This is a genomic window from Simplicispira psychrophila DSM 11588, assembly GCF_000688255.1.
GTDB classification, from domain to species: Bacteria; Pseudomonadota; Gammaproteobacteria; order Burkholderiales; family Burkholderiaceae_C; genus Simplicispira; species Simplicispira psychrophila.
On sequence record NZ_JHYS01000008.1, the window covers coordinates 137690 to 153779 of the forward strand.

11 protein-coding genes and 6 tRNA genes are annotated in these 16090 nt (G+C 60.3%); 12 read left to right on the forward strand and 5 right to left on the reverse strand.

The annotated features are described in order from the left end of the window. Positions 1-9: 9 nt before the first annotated feature. From Q390_RS0110215 to Q390_RS0110250, 8 genes are all read left to right on the forward strand, one after another. Positions 10-1221 carry an O-succinylhomoserine sulfhydrylase gene (locus Q390_RS0110215; protein ID WP_027995972.1) on the forward strand — a complete coding sequence of 404 codons (1212 nt, stop codon included), beginning with the start codon at positions 10-12 and terminating at the stop codon, positions 1219-1221. Then, positions 1218-2642 (forward strand): glutamate--tRNA ligase, encoded by a 1425-nt coding sequence (gltX, locus tag Q390_RS0110220; RefSeq protein ID WP_027995973.1) that lies wholly within the window; start codon positions 1218-1220, stop codon positions 2640-2642. Before Q390_RS0110215 ends, gltX begins: the two co-directional genes overlap by 4 nt. A gap of 65 nt (positions 2643-2707) precedes the next feature. Then, a tRNA-Ala gene (locus Q390_RS0110225) sits at positions 2708-2783 on the forward strand. 32 nt (positions 2784-2815) lie between these two features. Then, positions 2816-2891, forward strand: a tRNA-Glu gene (locus Q390_RS0110230). A gap of 49 nt (positions 2892-2940) precedes the next feature. Continuing rightward, positions 2941-3017, forward strand: a tRNA-Asp gene (locus Q390_RS0110235). A 37-nt stretch (positions 3018-3054) separates the two neighbouring features. Next, positions 3055-3130 (forward strand) — tRNA-Ala (locus tag Q390_RS0110240). A 32-nt stretch (positions 3131-3162) separates the two neighbouring features. Next, positions 3163-3238 (forward strand) — tRNA-Glu (locus tag Q390_RS0110245). 49 nt (positions 3239-3287) lie between these two features. Beyond that, positions 3288-3364 (forward strand) — tRNA-Asp (locus tag Q390_RS0110250). A 180-nt stretch (positions 3365-3544) separates the two neighbouring features. Here the strand turns inward: Q390_RS0110250 and Q390_RS0110255 are convergent. From Q390_RS0110255 to phaP, 3 genes are all read right to left on the reverse strand, one after another. After that, positions 3545-4303 carry a 3-hydroxyacyl-CoA dehydrogenase gene (locus tag Q390_RS0110255; RefSeq protein WP_027995974.1) on the reverse strand — a complete coding sequence of 253 codons (759 nt, stop codon included), beginning with the start codon at positions 4301-4303 and terminating at the stop codon, positions 3545-3547. Positions 4304-4427: 124 nt separating this feature from the next. Then, positions 4428-5486, reverse strand: coding sequence for a Fe(3+) ABC transporter substrate-binding protein (locus tag Q390_RS0110260; protein ID WP_027995975.1), 1059 nt, complete (start codon positions 5484-5486; stop codon positions 4428-4430). A gap of 306 nt (positions 5487-5792) precedes the next feature. After that, on the reverse strand, positions 5793-6350 hold the full coding sequence (gene phaP, locus Q390_RS0110265; RefSeq protein WP_027995976.1) for a TIGR01841 family phasin: 558 nt from the start codon (positions 6348-6350) through the stop codon (positions 5793-5795). A 490-nt stretch (positions 6351-6840) separates the two neighbouring features. Between phaP and Q390_RS0110270 the strand changes: the two genes are divergently transcribed. The 3 genes from Q390_RS0110270 to Q390_RS0110280 all read left to right on the forward strand — a co-directional run bounded on the left by Q390_RS0110270 (position 6841) and on the right by Q390_RS0110280 (position 10837). Next, the gene (locus Q390_RS0110270) at positions 6841-8250 is read left to right on the forward strand and encodes a sodium:proton antiporter (protein WP_027995977.1); all 1410 of its coding nucleotides are present in this window, start codon (positions 6841-6843) and stop codon (positions 8248-8250) included. Between the two features lie 38 nt (positions 8251-8288). Then, entirely contained in the window at positions 8289-9266 is a 978-nt protein-coding gene (locus Q390_RS0110275) for a 2-hydroxyacid dehydrogenase (RefSeq protein WP_027995978.1), read from the forward strand. Positions 9267-9349: 83 nt separating this feature from the next. Further along, on the forward strand, positions 9350-10837 hold the full coding sequence (locus tag Q390_RS0110280) for a DNA recombination protein RmuC (RefSeq protein WP_027995979.1): 1488 nt from the start codon (positions 9350-9352) through the stop codon (positions 10835-10837). A gap of 21 nt (positions 10838-10858) precedes the next feature. Here the strand turns inward: Q390_RS0110280 and Q390_RS0110285 are convergent, their stop codons facing one another. Further along, positions 10859-11728 (reverse strand): LOG family protein, encoded by an 870-nt coding sequence (locus Q390_RS0110285; protein ID WP_027995980.1) that lies wholly within the window; start codon positions 11726-11728, stop codon positions 10859-10861. A 195-nt stretch (positions 11729-11923) separates the two neighbouring features. After that, positions 11924-12307 (reverse strand): fluoride efflux transporter CrcB, encoded by a 384-nt coding sequence (gene crcB, locus Q390_RS0110290; RefSeq protein ID WP_027995981.1) that lies wholly within the window; start codon positions 12305-12307, stop codon positions 11924-11926. Positions 12308-12391: 84 nt separating this feature from the next. On the opposite strand from crcB, the gene Q390_RS0110295 reads away from it, so the two are divergent. Further along, positions 12392-16084: a hydantoinase B/oxoprolinase family protein gene (locus Q390_RS0110295; RefSeq protein ID WP_027995982.1), complete on the forward strand. Its 3693-nt coding sequence runs from the start codon at positions 12392-12394 to the stop codon at positions 16082-16084. Positions 16085-16090 lie beyond the last annotated feature (6 nt).

The window sequence follows — 16090 nt, forward strand, 5'->3', positions numbered from 1 at the left end:
ATGCCCAGCATGAACCACCAACTTGCCCCCGGTCTGCACCCCGATACGCTCGCGGTGCGCCAGTCCGTGCCGCGCAGCCAATACGGCGAGCACTCCGAGGCCCTGTACCTGACCAGCAGTTTTGTACAGCCTGATGCTGCCACGGCTGCACGCCGTTTTGCTGGCGAAGAAGACGGTTACACCTATTCGCGCACCGCCAACCCGACGGTGACAGCCTTTGAGCAGCGCTTGGCGGCGCTGGAAGGAACTGATTCGGCGGTGGCGACGTCCAGTGGCATGTCGGCCATTTTGTTGCTGTGCCTGGGCTTGCTTAAGGCGGGTGACCATGTGGTGTGCTCACAGTCGATGTTCGGCTCGACCATGCGGCTCATCGGCACCGAGTTTGCGCGCTTTGGCGTGCAGTCCACCTTTGTGCCGCAAACCGATGCCAGCGCTTGGCAGGCCGCCATGCGCCCCGAAACACGTTTGCTGTTTGCCGAAACGCCCACCAACCCGCTGACCGATTTGTGCGACATCCAAGCGCTGGCCGACATCGCCCACGCGGCCGGTGTGCTGCTGGCAGTGGACAACTGTTTCGCCTCGCCGGCCTTGCAGCGCCCGACAGCCTTCGGCGCCGATCTGGTGATTCACTCCGGCACCAAGTTTCTCGACGGGCAAGGGCGCGTCATGGCTGGAGCCGTGTGTGGCCCGCGCGCGCTGATCGACAACATCCTGGCGCCGCTGATCCGCAGCGCCGGGATGAATCTGTCGCCGTTCAACGCCTGGGTGGTGCTCAAGGGAATGGAGACGCTGTCGATTCGCATGAAGGCGCAAAGCGCGACAACGCTGACGCTGGCGCAGTGGCTGGAGGCGCACCCCGCTGTAGCGCGCGTGTACTACCCCGGCCTGCCATCGCACCCGCAGCACGCACTGGCCATGCGCCAGCAGTCGGGTCTGGGCGGCGCGGTGCTGGCGTTTGATGTACGCGCCAGCGATGCTGTGGATGCGCGCAGCCGCTCTTTCCATGTCATAGACAGCACGCGCGTGTGCAGCATCACCGCCAACCTGGGTGATACCAAAACCACCATCACCCACCCTGCCAGCACCTCGCACGGGCGCCTGAGCGAAGCGCAGCGCCAAGCCGCTGGCATCGGTCAAGGCCTGATCCGCGTCGCCGTGGGCCTGGAATATATTGACGATTTGAAAATCGACCTCGCACGGGGTCTGGATACCTTGCCATGACAGAAAAAAATACTTCGGCGCCAGTGCATGTGCGCACGCGCTTTGCGCCGTCACCCACGGGTTTCATCCACTTAGGCAACATCCGCTCGGCGCTGTATCCATGGGCGTTTGCGCGCGCCACGGGCGGCGATTTTATCTTGCGTATTGAAGATACCGATTTGGAGCGTTCGACCCAGGCAGCAGTGGATGTGATTTTGGAAGGCATGAGCTGGCTGGGCATGGATCCCGACGAAGGGCCGTTCTACCAGATGCAGCGCATGGATCGCTACAAAGAAGTGCTGGCACAACTGCAGGCTGCTGGTCATGTTTACCCGTGCTACACCAGCATGGCTGAACTCGATGCCCTGCGGGAAGCGCAAATGGCCGCCAAAGAAAAGCCGCGCTACAACGGCACTTGGCGCCCTGAGCCCGGCAAAATTTTGCCTCCGGTGCCCGCAGGCGTACCACCGGTGCTGCGCTTTAAAAACCCGCAAGGCGGCGTGGTGGCGTGGGACGACAAGGTCAAGGGGCGCATTGAGATCCGCAACGACGAACTCGACGACTTGGTGATTGCGCGGCCTGATGGCACACCGACCTATAACTTCTGCGTGGTGGTAGACGATATTGACATGGCCATCACGCATGTGATTCGCGGTGACGACCACGTCAACAACACGCCGCGCCAGATAAACATCTTTCAAGCGTTGGACAAAGTACCGCCGATCTATGCCCACCTGCCGACCGTGCTGAACGAGCAGGGCGAGAAGATGAGTAAGCGCAACGGCGCTAAGCCGGTGACGCAGTATCGCGACGAAGGCTATCTGCCCGAAGCCATGGTGAACTATCTGGCCCGCTTGGGCTGGAGCCATGGTGATGACGAGATTTTCAGCCGTGAACAATTCCTGGAGTGGTTCAACTTGGATCACCTCGGTCGCAGCGCCGCGCAGTTTGACGAAGCCAAGCTGCGTTGGGTGAATGCCCAGCACCTTAAAGCCATGGACGACGAGGCGCTGGCGGCGCTGGTGGCACCGCAACTGGAAAAGCGTGGCATGGCCGCTGCTGATATAGCGGATGGTCGTCTGCCTCGCATTTGTGCGCTGTTCAAAGACCGCTGCGATACCACGGTCGCGCTGGCCGATTGGGCGGTGGTGTTCTATGGCGACACGGTGCAGGCGGTGCAGGAAGAGCGCGACAAGCATGTCACACCAGCCGCCGGCCCAGCGCTGGCTGCTTTGGCCGAGGCGTTGCAAGAAGGCGCTTGGGATAAAGCGTTTATTGCTGCTGCCATCAAACAAGTGCTGGCCGCACAGGGACTGAAAATGCCCCAACTGGCCATGCCGGTGCGCGTGTTGGTGGCAGGTACGGCACACACGCCATCTGTGGATGCGCTGCTGGAATTGATGGGCAGAGAAAAAGTTATTGCAAGATTGAAAAATCGCTAAAAAACCTGTCTATAATTCAAGGCTCAGGTGGTGACGATAAAAACATAATATGTGTTGTCATTAATGGGGGTATAGCTCAGCTGGGAGAGCGCTTGCATGGCATGCAAGAGGTCATCGGTTCGATCCCGTTTACCTCCACCAAGATTTTTGTCAGTCGGAAGTTCCAAGGTTTTGACCCCATCGTCTAGAGGCCTAGGACACTACCCTTTCACGGTAGGTACCGGGGTTCGAATCCCCGTGGGGTCGCCAAGTTGTAGCGCTTGGTTTGCATGAAGATGCAAGCAAAAGCTGCCTACCAGGAGTGGTAGTTCAGTTGGTTAGAATACCGGCCTGTCACGCCGGGGGTCGCGGGTTCGAGTCCCGTCCACTCCGCCAGTTAAATGTTGGTCATGCCAAGGGCAAGCCAACCAGTGGGGGTATAGCTCAGCTGGGAGAGCGCTTGCATGGCATGCAAGAGGTCATCGGTTCGATCCCGTTTACCTCCACCAAGATTTTTGTCAGTCGGAAGTTCCAAGGTTTTGACCCCATCGTCTAGAGGCCTAGGACACTACCCTTTCACGGTAGGTACCGGGGTTCGAATCCCCGTGGGGTCGCCAAGTTGTAGCGCTTGGTTTGCATGAAGATGCAAGCAAAAGCTGCCTACCAGGAGTGGTAGTTCAGTTGGTTAGAATACCGGCCTGTCACGCCGGGGGTCGCGGGTTCGAGTCCCGTCCACTCCGCCAGTTAGAAACCGCTGTAGTCGAAAGGCTGCAGCGGTTTTTTTATTTCTGATCTATGGTTATATGCCCACAGAGTAGAAAATTCCACTGGTGCAGACGAACACTGTGGTGGAATTTTTGGTCCAAAAGGCCGCTAATCCTTACGGATTCTGCGCTTCAAGCTCTATTTTTTGATGTGCAGATTTACTTCGGTGCCATACGAATAGCACCATCAAGGCGAATCACTTCGCCATTCAGCATGTCGTTTTCAAAAATGTGCTGCGCCAGTTTGGCGTAATCCTGGGGCGTGCCGAGGCGGCTGGGGAAGGGGACGCCAGCCGCCAGTGCGTCCTGCACTTCTTGTGGCATACCAAACAGCATCGGGGTGCCAAAAATACCGGGGGCGATGGTCATGTTACGGATGCCGCTGCGCGCCAGTTCGCGCGCAATCGGCAAGGTCATGCTGACGATACCGCCTTTGGAGGCCGCATACGCGGCTTGGCCGATCTGGCCATCGTAGGCCGCGATGCTGGCGGTGGAGATCATCACGCCGCGCTCGCCCGTGGCCTCGGGATCGTTCTTGGCCATGGCTTCAGCGGCCAGACGCATCATGTTGAAGCTGCCGATCAAATTAACCGTGATCGTCTTCCGGAAGGAATCCAGCGCGTGCGGGCCATTTTTACCCACGACTTTTCCTGCGGGCGCAATGCCGGCGCAATTGACCAAGCCCATTAGCTTACCCATCGATACCGCCCGGGCTACCACGGCCTGGCCGTCAGCTTCACTGCTGACATCGCAGCGCAGGAACACGCCGCCCATGTCTTTGGCAACCGCTTCGCCTTTTTCTACCTGCATGTCAGCGATGACCACCTTGCCGCCGTGTGCTGCCAGCATCCGCGCTGTGCCTTCACCCAGGCCCGAGGCCCCGCCGGTGACGATAAATATCTTGCCTTGAATATCCATGCCGTGTCTCCGATGTATGACGTTAACGTAAGCGTCAATTATGCGGGATGCCTATGCGAAAGCACTTAAAAAAAAGCCCGGCAGGTCCGGGCAGAGGAGACGGGTCGTGTTCAGGTGCGGAGCATTATTTAAAACCGACGCGATCAAGCATTTGCTGCACCTTGGTGGTGTTGGCACCCACCGCGCTGATGTGGATGGTTTCGCTCTTGAATGGCGCGTTTCCGGTCATGGCCTTCAGGGCGGGGTTGGCAATGGTTACACCTTTGGCGGCAGGCCACTCGTTATTACCGTTAGCAAAGTAATTTTGTGCCTCTGGGCTGGCCAGATATTCAAGGAATTTAACCGCATTAGCCTGATTTTTGGCATATTTGGCGACAGCGCCGCCGGCAATGTTCATGTGTGTGCCCCAGGACTGCTGGTTAGGGAACACTACGCCGACTTTGTTAGCCACCGCCACCTCTTCCGGCTTGGACGAACGCATCAGGCGTGCCAGATAGTAGCTGTTGGTGACGGCAATGTCGCATTCACCCGAAGCCACGGCCTTGATCTGGTCGGTATCTCCACCCTTGGGTGAGCGCGCCAAGTTGGCGACCATGCCCTTGAGCCATTCTTCGGTTTTTTGCTCACCCAGGTGCTCCGTCACGGCACCAAACAGGCTCAGGTTGTAGGGGTGCGAGCCGGAGCGAATACACAGCTTGCCTTTGTTCTTCGGGTCACCTAGCTCTTCATAAGTGTCCACGTCTTCCTTGTTGACCTTGACCTTGTTGTAGACGATGACGCGCGCACGGGTAGAAAAACCAAACCATGAAATACCGCCGTCAGCCTCTGGCTTGCTGCGCAGATTGGTCGGGATGGCTTCGTTCAGTGTCTTGGACTGGATCGGCTGAAACAGGCCATCTACTTCGCCGCGATACAGCCGCGCTGCATCCACCAGCAAAATTACATCGGCCGGCGATGCTGCGCCTTCGGCCTTCAGCCGGGCCAGAATGCCGGCATCGTCTGCATCGACACGGTTGATTTTGATCCCGGTGGCCTTGGTAAAGCCGCTGTAGAGCGCTTCGTCGGTCGAGTAGTGGCGTGCCGAATATAAATTGACGACACTGTCCTGGGCTTGCGCCTGCGTGACGCTGACGGCTGCCAATAGAGCGAAGGTGGTCAAGGCCGCGGTTATTTTTTTCGACATGGGTGAAGTGCTCGGATAGTGAAACAATTTTTCATCATAATTTAAACGCGAATTATTCGCAATCATCCAGTGCTTCTCAAGCGGATTAGCAGCTGTCAGACAGCCTGTAGAAAAATAACAGGCAAAAAAAAGCCCGGTGGGCACCGGGCTGTAAGGGATCTTTGAAACGGATGTTTCCAGAGGATCCAAGGAGACAATCTGTCGCTGACGGGCTGAGCGTTGGCGATAACTTGGCAGTTATGGCAACGACTCACCCGAAGCGTGTTCTGCAAGCAGCAGGAGAGGGCGCTTTTGCCCTCCACTGCATTAACGCTTGACGGTGGTGCGCGCCACAGCCGATTTGGCTGCTTCGTTGGCGGATTCAGCAGCAGCGCTGAAGTTGGCTTCTGCGGCTTCCGTGGCTTGCTTGACGGCTTTTTGCACGGAATCGAAAGCATTGGAGGCCACCGAAACAGCGTTCTTCATGGCTGCGACAGCGCTTTCAGAGCCGGCGGGTGCGTTCGCAGAAGCGGTGTCCACCAGGGAGACAAAATTCTTTTGTGCTTCAGCAGTCTGGGCTTCCAGGGCTTTGGTGAATTCAGCGCTGGCACCGGTAGCGATTTCGTACAGGTGACGGCTGTAGGAGGCTGCTTTTTCGGCCAGAGGCTGGAACAGGCTGGCTTGCAGTGCCATCAATTCTTGCGCATCTTTAGCGGCGAATGCGGCCTGCGCATTGCTGGCAGCTTCGTTCAGCGCAGTGCGTGAAGCGGTCAGATTCAATTCCACGAGCTTCTCAACGCCTTCAAAAGCCTTATTGGTCAAGCCAAACAGCATTTCGATGTTTGCTTTGTGTGCGGCCAGAAGTTGTTCGTTGGTCAGAGACATTTAATCACTCCAAAAATTAAGTTGAAAAAAACACGTGGTCTACAGTTAGCTGCTGTGACTTGATCAGCCTCATGTTGCACTGCAGCATAAAGAAGATTCTAAGTAGATAGGCAGTAAATGCAAGACTTTTATATTGCATTGCAGTCATTTAGAGGTATCTATTGGTATCTTTTATGCGCAAGCGCAGCAACCTTATGACGCAGTGCCCAGTCCTTCTTGTCAGCGCGCTTGCGATAGGGCCTGGCTGAACTCCATGACCGATGCGGTGCAGCATTAATATGCTATATAAATAGTAGCTTCCACTGCAAGCTCAGTAAGCTTGTAATACATTTTTGACGGTATGTTTACGGCCATGCTGAGAAGGCAGATCGTCGCCTCTGCTGGGTGCGCGCATGGCCTACACTTTGGCGCGGGCCTCGGGTACCGTGTTTTTACGGGGAACTTGCGTAGTTTCCACCTCATTTTTAAAAATTGCCAGGGAGATACGCCTATGAAACCGATGCATTGGCTGGTGGCGGCTGCGCTTTGGGCGTTGCCCGGTTGGGCGCTGGCCGCCGATATGGACGGCAGTGCCTTGCCGTTGTGGTGGGGCGTGCCCTTTGCCGGTATTTTGTTGTCGATCGCGTTGATACCGCTGCTGGCGCCGATTTTTTGGCACCACCATTTTGGCAAGGTGATTGGTGCCTGGGGACTGGCGTTTTTGCTGCCGTTTGCGGTGGTTTTTGGTCCTGGGGCGGCAGGCGTGAACTTGGTACATGCATTGATGGCGGAATACGTTCCCTTTGTCGTATTGCTCACGGCACTGTACACAGTGGCCGGCGGCATTTACATCCGTGGCAACTTGAAGGGCAGCCCGGTGCTGAACACCACGTTGCTGGCCCTGGGGGCTGTGCTGGCCAGTTTCATGGGCACGACGGGCGCCTCGATGCTGTTGATTCGCCCATTGATCCGTGCCAACGACAACCGCAGGCACAGCGTCCACGTGGTGGTGTTTTTTATCTTCATCGTTTCCAACGCCGGCGGTTCGCTGACGCCGTTGGGCGATCCACCGCTGTTTTTGGGCTTTTTGAAGGGCATTGATTTCTTCTGGACCGTGGCCCACATTTACCAGGAAACCCTGTTCCTGGTGGTGGTGCTGTTGGGGATTTTCTACGCCATTGACAGTTGGTATTTCCGCCACCCTGAGGACTTCCGGCGCGTGGACCCGACGCCGACCACGCTCAGCATCGGTTTTGATGGCAAGGTCAACTTTGCCTTGTTGGGCGTGGTCGTGGCGCTGGTGCTGCTGAGTGGCTTCTGGAAGTCGCCGGTGGTGTTTGACGTAGCCGGTACGCCGGTTGGTCTGCCCGGGCTGGTGCGCGATGTCGGTCTGGTGCTGGTGACGCTGGCCTCGCTGGCGCTGACGCCGCCCAAAGTGCATGTGGACAACCAGTTTGGCTGGGCGCCGATGCAAGAGGTGGCCAAGTTGTTTGCCGGCATCTTCCTGACTATCATTCCCGTCATTGCCATGCTTAAAGCTGGCGTCCATGGGCCTTTTGGCGCCATTGTGTCGGCCGTCACGCGGACCGACGGTACCCCTGACCCGGCAATGTATTTCTGGGCCACGGGATTGCTGTCCTCGTTCCTGGACAACGCACCGACCTATCTGGTGTTCTTCAATACCGCCGGCGGTGATCCGGTGACGCTGATGACGGCGCTGGCGCCTACCCTAGCGGCCGTGTCGGCGGGGGCGGTGTTCATGGGTGCCAATACCTATATTGGCAATGCACCGAACCTGATGGTGAAGGCGATTGCCGAAGACCGGGGCGTGCGTATGCCCAGTTTCTTTGGTTACATGGTGTGGTCGTGCGGAATTTTGCTGCCGTTGTTTGTCATCATGACCTTCATCTGGTTTCGCTGATTGAGCGCGCACGCTGCACACATAAAGGAAAACCTGCCATGCACAAGCCCCGCATCCTGATTGCCCGCGCGATTTTTCCGGAAGTGGTCGAGCGCCTGTCGCAGCACTTTGAGGTGGAGGCCAACCCGCAAGATGTTGTTTGGACGCTGCCCGAGCTGCTGGCGCGTCTGGCCGACAAGGACGGCTTGTTGAGCACCGGTAGCCAGCGCATCGACTCGGAGCTGATGGCGGTCTGCCCGCGCCTGAAGATCGTTGCCAATATGGCCGTGGGTTACAACAACTTTGATATTGAGGCCATGACCGCAGCCGGTGTGCAGGGCACCAACACCCCCGATGTGCTGACCGAGACCACAGCTGATTTTGGTTTTGCCCTGCTGCTGGCAGCCGCCCGGCGGGTTTCTGAAGCCGAGCATTACCTGCGCGCCGGCCAATGGCAGAGCTGGCGCTACGACCTGTTTGCCGGTGCTGAAGTGCATGGCAGCACGCTCGGCATCATTGGCATGGGCCGCATTGGCCAAGGCATTGCGCAGCGCGGTGCGCTGGGTTTTGGCATGGAAGTGATTTACCACAACCGCACGCCGCTGGAGCCCGCCGTCGAAGCCCAGTGCCAGGCGCGCTACGTTGGCAAGGAAATGTTGCTGCGCAGCGCCGACCACGTGCTGCTGGTGCTGCCCTATACCGCTGAATCCCACCACACCATCGGCGCGCCCGAGCTGGCACTGATGAAACCCACGGCCACGCTGGTGAACATTGCACGCGGCGGCATTGTGGACGATGCGGCGCTGGCCCACGCGCTGCGCACGCGCCAAATCGCTGCCGCTGGCCTGGACGTCTTTGAGGACGAGCCGGCGGTACACCCTGATCTGTTGGCACTGACCAATGTGGTGCTGACACCGCACATCGCCAGTGCTACCGTGACCACGCGCCTGGCTATGGCGAACCTGGCGGCCGACAACCTGATCGCCTTTTTTGCTGGCCGGGGAGCGCTCACGCCAGTGAACCGGGTGGTGGATTGAAAATCGGTATTTTTAGAGTAAAACAGGCCTTAAGCCCATACGGGATATGCGCTTCAAGCTATTAAAATAAGAGTGAATTGTCCATGACGACAGATGCCCTGGTACTCGCCGGTCTGCTGGTGCTCGTATTGATTTTGCTGGTGCTGCTGCTGTGGCGCCGTCCACGCGTCGATATGCCGGCCGAATGGCGCGAGCGCTTGCAGACACTGGCCAGCACCGCACAGGCGACGCAGCTGGCGGTAGCCAAAAACGATGGCGCGCTGGCGGGCATGGGCCAGCAACTGCGCAACCTCAGCCAAGCCGTGGAAGAGCGCCTGGGTCAGGCGGTAGCCGAGTCGCGCACCAGCCGCACCGATGCGCAGGCCACCCTGAGCGTGCTGGAGTTGAAGCTGGAGCGGCGCCTGCTGGGGCTGGAGGGCGCGACACGGCAAACGCTGGATTCGCTCAAAGGCGACATCCACAGCCAGTTGGTCAGCATGTCCAGCGCTCTCAAAGACCAGTTGCAGGGCCACGGCGCCCAGTTGCAGAACCAGTTTGCGGTGCTGCAGGATGCCGTTTCGCAGCAGCTGTCCGGTCTGGTGCAGGGCAGCCAGCACAACGCTGAACAACTGCGCACAGCGCTGAACGAGCGCTTGGCCGCCATCCAGATGGACAACGCGACCAAACTGGAAGAAATGCGCCGTACCGTGGACGAAAAACTCCACGCGACGCTGGAGCAGCGCCTGGGCGACTCCTTCAAGCTGGTCAGCGATCGGCTGGAGCAGGTGCACAAAGGCCTGGGCGAGATGCAGACGTTGGCCGCCAGCGTCGGCGACCTGAAGCGCGTGATGACCAACGTCAAGTCGCGTGGCACCTGGGGCGAGCTGCAATTGGGCGCGATCATCGAGAACGTGCTCACGCCCGGCCAGTACGCGCGCAACGTCAAGACCGTGCCGGGCAGCGCCGAGCTGGTTGAATTTGCCATCCGCTTGCCGGGCCACAGTGAAGATCAGCCGGTGTGGCTGCCGATCGATTCGAAATACCCGGTGGAGTCCTACCAGCGCCTGATGGACGCGCACGACAGCGCCGACAAGGCCGCTGTGGCAGCGGCCGGCCATGCGTTCGAGACCTCGATCAAGCTCGAAGCGCGCAAGATTTATGGCAAGTACGTCTCGCCGCCGCACACCACCGACTTTGCCGTGCTCTACCTGTCCACCGAGGGTCTGTTTGCTGAAGTGATGCGCCGCCCCGGTCTGGTCGAGGCGGTGCAGAACGACTGCCGCATGATGATCACCGGCCCGGCCAACTTGGCGGCGATGCTCAGCAGCCTGCAAATGGGCTTCAAGACGCTGGCGATTGAAAAGCGCTCGTCCGAGGTCTGGAACATGCTCGGCCAAGTCAAGACTGAATTTGCCAAGTTTGGCGAGGCCGTCGATGCGACGAAAAAATCCATCGACGCAGCGGCGAAGAAATTTGACGAAGTCGGCGTGCGCACGCGCGCTATCCAGCGCAAGCTGCGCGACGTCGAGGCTTTGCCGGCCTCCGACGCTGTGGCTGAGGTGGTGTTGCTGCCCGTGCCCGAGGAGGAGTGAGGGCGCGGCTGGCTTCTTCTGTCAGGGGCCGAGGTGGTAAAAATCGCGCACCAGGTGCCATGCCTCTACAGCAGTATCCACGTAGTGGAACAAGGACAGATCCTTGGCTGAAATGGTGCCTTCTTCGACCAGCATTTCAAAGTTGATGAAGCGCTTCCAGTAGTCGCTGCCAAACAGCACGATAGGCACCGGCTTGGCTTTGCCGGTTTGCACCAGCGTGAGCACTTCAAACAACTCGTCCATGGTGCCAAAGCCGCCTGGAAACGCCACCAGCGCCTTGGCACGCATCATGAAATGCATCTTGCGCAGTGCAAAGTAGTGGAATTTGAAGTTCAGCGTGGGGGTGATGAAACGGTTGCCGTTTTGCTCATGCGGCAGCACGATGTTCAATCCCACGGTCGGGGCGCCCTCGTCATGGGCGCCGCGGTTGGCCGCTTCCATGATGCCGGGGCCGCCGCCGGTGCAGATATACAAACAGTTTTCCGAGGTTTGGCGGTTGCTGTGCTGGGCGACCAGGCGTGAGAACTGGCGTGCCTGGTCGTAATAGTGGGCATTGCGCACGGTGCGTTCGGCCCGCGCCAAGCCCTCGGCATCGCCGTTGTTCTGGGCTTGTGCCAGCAGCGCGGCTGCTTCGTCGGGGGCGATAAAACGGGCGCTGCCATACACCACCACGGTGTGCTCTATGCCTTGTTCGACTTGGCCTAGTTCGGGTTTGAGCAGTTCGAGTTGAAAGCGGATACCGCGGGTCTCGCGGCGCAGCAGAAATTCGGGATCGGCAAAGGCCAGCCGATTGGAGTCGGCTTTCAGCGCGTTGCCGTTGATCGACTGCAGGTGCAGTTCTTGCCAGGCGTCGGCCAGTCGGCTTTCATTGAGTTGGGTGTTGGCTTCCATGGGGTGTCAGGTATCGCGGCGCAAGGGCCCTGAAAAATGTTGCGGCAGAGCCGCTGCACCGCAGGCGCCAGCCTGATTTTTTGCAGCGGAAGTCGCCATTATGCTTTCTGCTCATGCGCTGGCAGCTATGGAAAAGAGAGTGTTTCCCCTGACTGTGCTTGTATCCGTTTCGGGAGTGGCGGGGCACACCAGCGCTCAGGAATTGAGGTGCAGCACCAACGCCACCGATTGCAGCCCCAGATAGGTCAGCAGTAGCGAGCCGCCCAGGTGCAAGCTGGTGCTGCCCAGGGCCAGCAGGTAGCGTTGCTGCTGCAGCAAGGTGATGATTTCGGCAGAAAAGCTGGAAAACGTCGTCAGCGCACCTAAAAATCCGGTGATCAGCGCCAGCCGCCAGGCCGGGTCCAGATGCGGCAAGTTGTGCAGCAGCGCCAGGCCGACGCCGATGGCATAAGCACCAATCCAGTTGGCCGCCAGCGTGCCCCACGGCAGTGCGCCGCCAGGGCTGAGCCACAGCCCCAGACCCCAGCGGGCCAGCGCGCCCAGACTGGCGCCGCAGCAGATAGCAAAAACATTCAGCATGGGTGGTGATAATAGGGTCAAATGGCCTTCAAGCGCACTGTATATATGCGCTAATAGCTCACTTTTTAATAGTATTAAAAGCCTATGACTTCCCCCCATTTTGCCCGCTGGCAGTTCTGGATTGACCGTGGCGGTACTTTTACCGATGTCGTCGGGCGCCGACCGGACGGCACGCTGGTCACGCACAAGCTGCTGTCCGACAACCCGGAGCAATACCGCGATGCGGCGGTGGCCGGTATGCGCCACCTGCTCGGGCTGGCGCCGGATGCGCCGATCACGCCGGAGCGGGTGGAGTGCGTGAAGATGGGCACCACCGTGGCCACCAATGCCCTGTTGGAGCGCCAAGGCGAGCCAACCCTGCTGGTGACCACGGCGGGGTTTCGGGACGCGCTGCGCATTGGCTACCAAAACCGCCCACGCATTTTTGACCGCCATATCGTGTTGCCCGAGCTGCTGTACCAGCGCGTGATTGAAGCCCAGGAGCGCATGGGCGCGCACGGCGAGGTGGTGCAGGCGCTAGAAGAAGAGTCGCTGCGCGAGCGTCTGTGGGCCGCCTACGATGCGGGTCTGCGCAGCGTGGCGATTGTTTTCATGCACGGCTACCGCTACGCCGCGCATGAACAGGCGGCTGAGCGCCTAGCGCGCGCAGTCGGCTTTACGCATGTCAGCACCTCGCATGGCACCAGCGCGCTGATGAAGTTTGTCAGTCGGGGTGATACCACGGTGGTGGATGCCTATTTGTCGCCGCTGCTGCGCCGCTACGTCGATCAGGTGGCGGCCGAGCTGCCGGGCGTGCCGCTGTTCTTCATGCAATCGTCGGGCGGACTGGCCGATGCGCAAGCGTTCCAGGGTAAGGATGCCGTCTTGTCTGGCCCCGCCGGCGGCATGGTCGGCATGGCACGCACGGCGCAGTGGGCCGATCAGGTGCAGGTGATTGGTTTTGACATGGGCGGCACCTCGACCGACGTCAGCCACTTTGCCGGCGCGCTGGAGCGCGAGTTCGAGACCCAGGTGGCGGGCGTGCGGATGCGCGTGCCGATGCTGGCCATCCACACCGTGGCAGCGGGCGGCGGCTCGCTGCTGCGCTTTGACGGCGCGCGTTTTCGCGTCGGCCCGGACAGCGCCGGCGCCCACCCCGGCCCGGCCAGCTACCGGCGCGGCGGGCCGCTGACGGTGACCGATGCCAACGTGATGGTCGGCAAACTGCAACCGGCGCACTTTCCTCGGATCTTCGGCCCAAGGGCCAATGAGGCGCTGGACGCCGACGCCGTGCGCGCGCAGTTCACCGCGCTGGCGCAGCAGACCGGGCGCAGCGCAGCGGCGGCAGCGCACGGTTTCATCCAGATTGCCGTGCAGCAGATGGCCCATGCCATCCAGAAAATATCGGTGGTGCGGGGTTACGACGTGACTCGTTACACGCTGCAGTGCTTTGGCGGCGCGGGTGGCCAGCACGCCTGTCTGGTGGCCGATGCGCTGGGCATGGAAAGCGTACTGGTGCACCCGCTGGCGGGGGTGTTGTCGGCCTATGGCATGGGTTTGGCCGACCAGAGCGTACTGCGGGAGCAGGCGGTGGAAAGTCCATTCAGTGCGGCCCTGTGGCCGGAGATGACGGCGTGCTTGCAGGCATTGCAGGTGGTTGCGCAAGGCGAACTGGAGCGCCAACTGCACAGCGCGGGCACAGCGCTGGAGTCGTTGCGGGAGAACGTCCAGACACACCAGCGCATCCATGTGCGCTACGCCGGCACCGATACGGCGCTGGTGGTGCCGTTGGGTGACCCTGGCGCCGTGCTCGCCAGCTTTGAAGCCGCTTACCGCCAGCGCTTTGCCTTTTTGATGCCGGGCAAAGCACTGGTGGTGGAGGCGATTTCGGTCGAAGTGGTGCTGCCCGGCGCCGCGCCACACGAGCCGCAGCACATGCTGCAGCCACTGCGCGACGTGCCGCGCCGGGATACGGTGCCGATGTACACCGTCGGCACCGATGGCGTGGCTGCTTGGCACGACGCGGCGTTGGTGGTGCGCGCCGACCTGCGCCCCGGCGATGTGCTGGCCGGCCCGGCCATCGTCGCTGAGCCGCACGCCACTACTATTGTTGAGCCCGGTTGGGTGGCCACGGGGACCACCCTGAACCACCTGTTGCTGCAGCGGTGCGTGCCCCGCGCCCGGCTGCAGGGGGTGGGTACACAGGTTGATGCGGTGCTGCTGGAGGTGTTCAACCACCGCTTCATGCACCTTGCCGAGCAGATGGGGCTGCAGCTGCAAAACACCGCCAGCTCGGTCAACATCAAAGAGCGGCTGGACTTCAGTTGTGCGCTGTTCGACGCCCAAGGCCAGCTGATTGCCAACGCGCCGCATATCCCCGTCCATCTGGGCTCGATGGGCGAGAGCGTTCAAGCAGTGATGCGCGCCCACGGTGCCACCCTGCAGCCGGGCGACGTGTTTGCGCTCAACAACCCGTACTGCGGCGGTACGCACCTGCCTGATATCACGGTGGTCACACCGGTGTATGCACCGGGCGCCACGCAGCCGACGTTTTATGTCGGCAGCCGCGGCCACCATGCCGACATTGGCGGCAGTACGCCGGGCTCGATGCCGCCGTTTTCCACGCGCATTGAAGAAGAGGGCGTGCAGATCGACAACCTGAAACTGGTCGATGCAGGCCGGCTGTGCGAGGCTGAAATTTTGGCCCTGCTGGGCCGTGGCGCCTATCCGGCGCGCAATCCGCAGCAAAATTTGGCCGACTTGAAAGCACAGATCGCCGCCAACGGAAAAGGCGCGCAACAGCTGCAAAAAATGGTGCAGGACTTTGGCCTGCCCATGGTGCAGGCCTACATGGGCCATGTGCAGGACAACGCCGAAGAGTCGGTGCGCTGCGCCATCGCCCGACTGGCGGGGCGTGTACCCGACGCACCCTTCACGCTGGCGCTGGACAACGGGGCGCAGATTCAGGTGGCCGTGCGTATCAACGCTGCCAGCCGCAGTGCCGAGGTGGATTTCACTGGCACCAGCGCGCAGCAAGACAACAACTTCAACGCCCCGACGGCGGTGTGCATGGCGGCGGTGCTGTATGTGTTTCGCTGCTTGGTGGACGACGATATTCCGCTCAACGCGGGATGTCTCAAGCCGATCACGGTGATCATTCCGCCCGGTTCCTTGCTCAGCCCGCAGCCGCCGGCAGCGGTGGTGGCGGGTAATGTCGAGACTTCGACCTGTATCACCAACGCCCTGCTGGGCGCTTTAGGTGTGCAGGCGTCCAGCCAGCCGACCATGAACAACTTGACCTTTGGCAATGCGCAGTACCAGTACTACGAAACCATTGCCGGTGGCAGTGGCGCTGGTGGCGTGTTTGATGACAGTGGCGCGCTGGTCGGCGGTTTTTCTGGCACCAGCGTGGTGCAAACCCATATGACCAATTCGCGCCTGACCGACCCGGAAGTACTGGAGTGGCGTTTTCCGGTGCGGTTGCTGGGCTACGCCATCCGCAACTATTCAGGCGGCGCCGGGCGCTGGCCGGGCGGCCATGGCGGCGTGCGCCGTTTGCAGTTTTTGCAGCCAATGACAGCGGGCATTTTGTCCAATGGGCGGGTGCATCCGGCCTTTGGTTTGGCCGGTGGCCAGCCGGGCGCGGTGGGCATCAATCGCGTGGTGCGGGCGGATGGACGGGTGCAGTTGCTCGGGGCGATGGGGCAGGTGGAAATGCAGCCCGGCGATGTGCTGGAGGTGCATACGCCGGGGGGCGGCGGCTGGGGGCAGTGTGATTGCGGCCGCCGTACCGGGTAAGGGCGC

Excerpts from the sequence above, each read along its gene's own strand:
- Q390_RS0110215 (WP_027995972.1), top strand. The coding sequence starts at position 10 with ATGAACCACCAACTTGCCCCCGGTCTGCACCCCGATACGCTCGCGGTG.
- gltX (WP_027995973.1), top strand. The coding sequence starts at position 1,218 with ATGACAGAAAAAAATACTTCGGCGCCAGTGCATGTGCGCACGCGCTTT.
- Q390_RS0110255 (WP_027995974.1), bottom strand. The coding sequence starts at position 4,303 with ATGGATATTCAAGGCAAGATATTTATCGTCACCGGCGGGGCCTCGGGC.
- Q390_RS0110260 (WP_027995975.1), bottom strand. The coding sequence starts at position 5,486 with ATGTCGAAAAAAATAACCGCGGCCTTGACCACCTTCGCTCTATTGGCA.
- phaP (WP_027995976.1), bottom strand. The coding sequence starts at position 6,350 with ATGTCTCTGACCAACGAACAACTTCTGGCCGCACACAAAGCAAACATC.
- Q390_RS0110270 (WP_027995977.1), top strand. The coding sequence starts at position 6,841 with ATGAAACCGATGCATTGGCTGGTGGCGGCTGCGCTTTGGGCGTTGCCC.
- Q390_RS0110275 (WP_027995978.1), top strand. The coding sequence starts at position 8,289 with ATGCACAAGCCCCGCATCCTGATTGCCCGCGCGATTTTTCCGGAAGTG.
- Q390_RS0110280 (WP_027995979.1), top strand. The coding sequence starts at position 9,350 with ATGACGACAGATGCCCTGGTACTCGCCGGTCTGCTGGTGCTCGTATTG.
- Q390_RS0110285 (WP_027995980.1), bottom strand. The coding sequence starts at position 11,728 with ATGGAAGCCAACACCCAACTCAATGAAAGCCGACTGGCCGACGCCTGG.
- crcB (WP_027995981.1), bottom strand. The coding sequence starts at position 12,307 with ATGCTGAATGTTTTTGCTATCTGCTGCGGCGCCAGTCTGGGCGCGCTG.
- Q390_RS0110295 (WP_027995982.1), top strand. The coding sequence starts at position 12,392 with ATGACTTCCCCCCATTTTGCCCGCTGGCAGTTCTGGATTGACCGTGGC.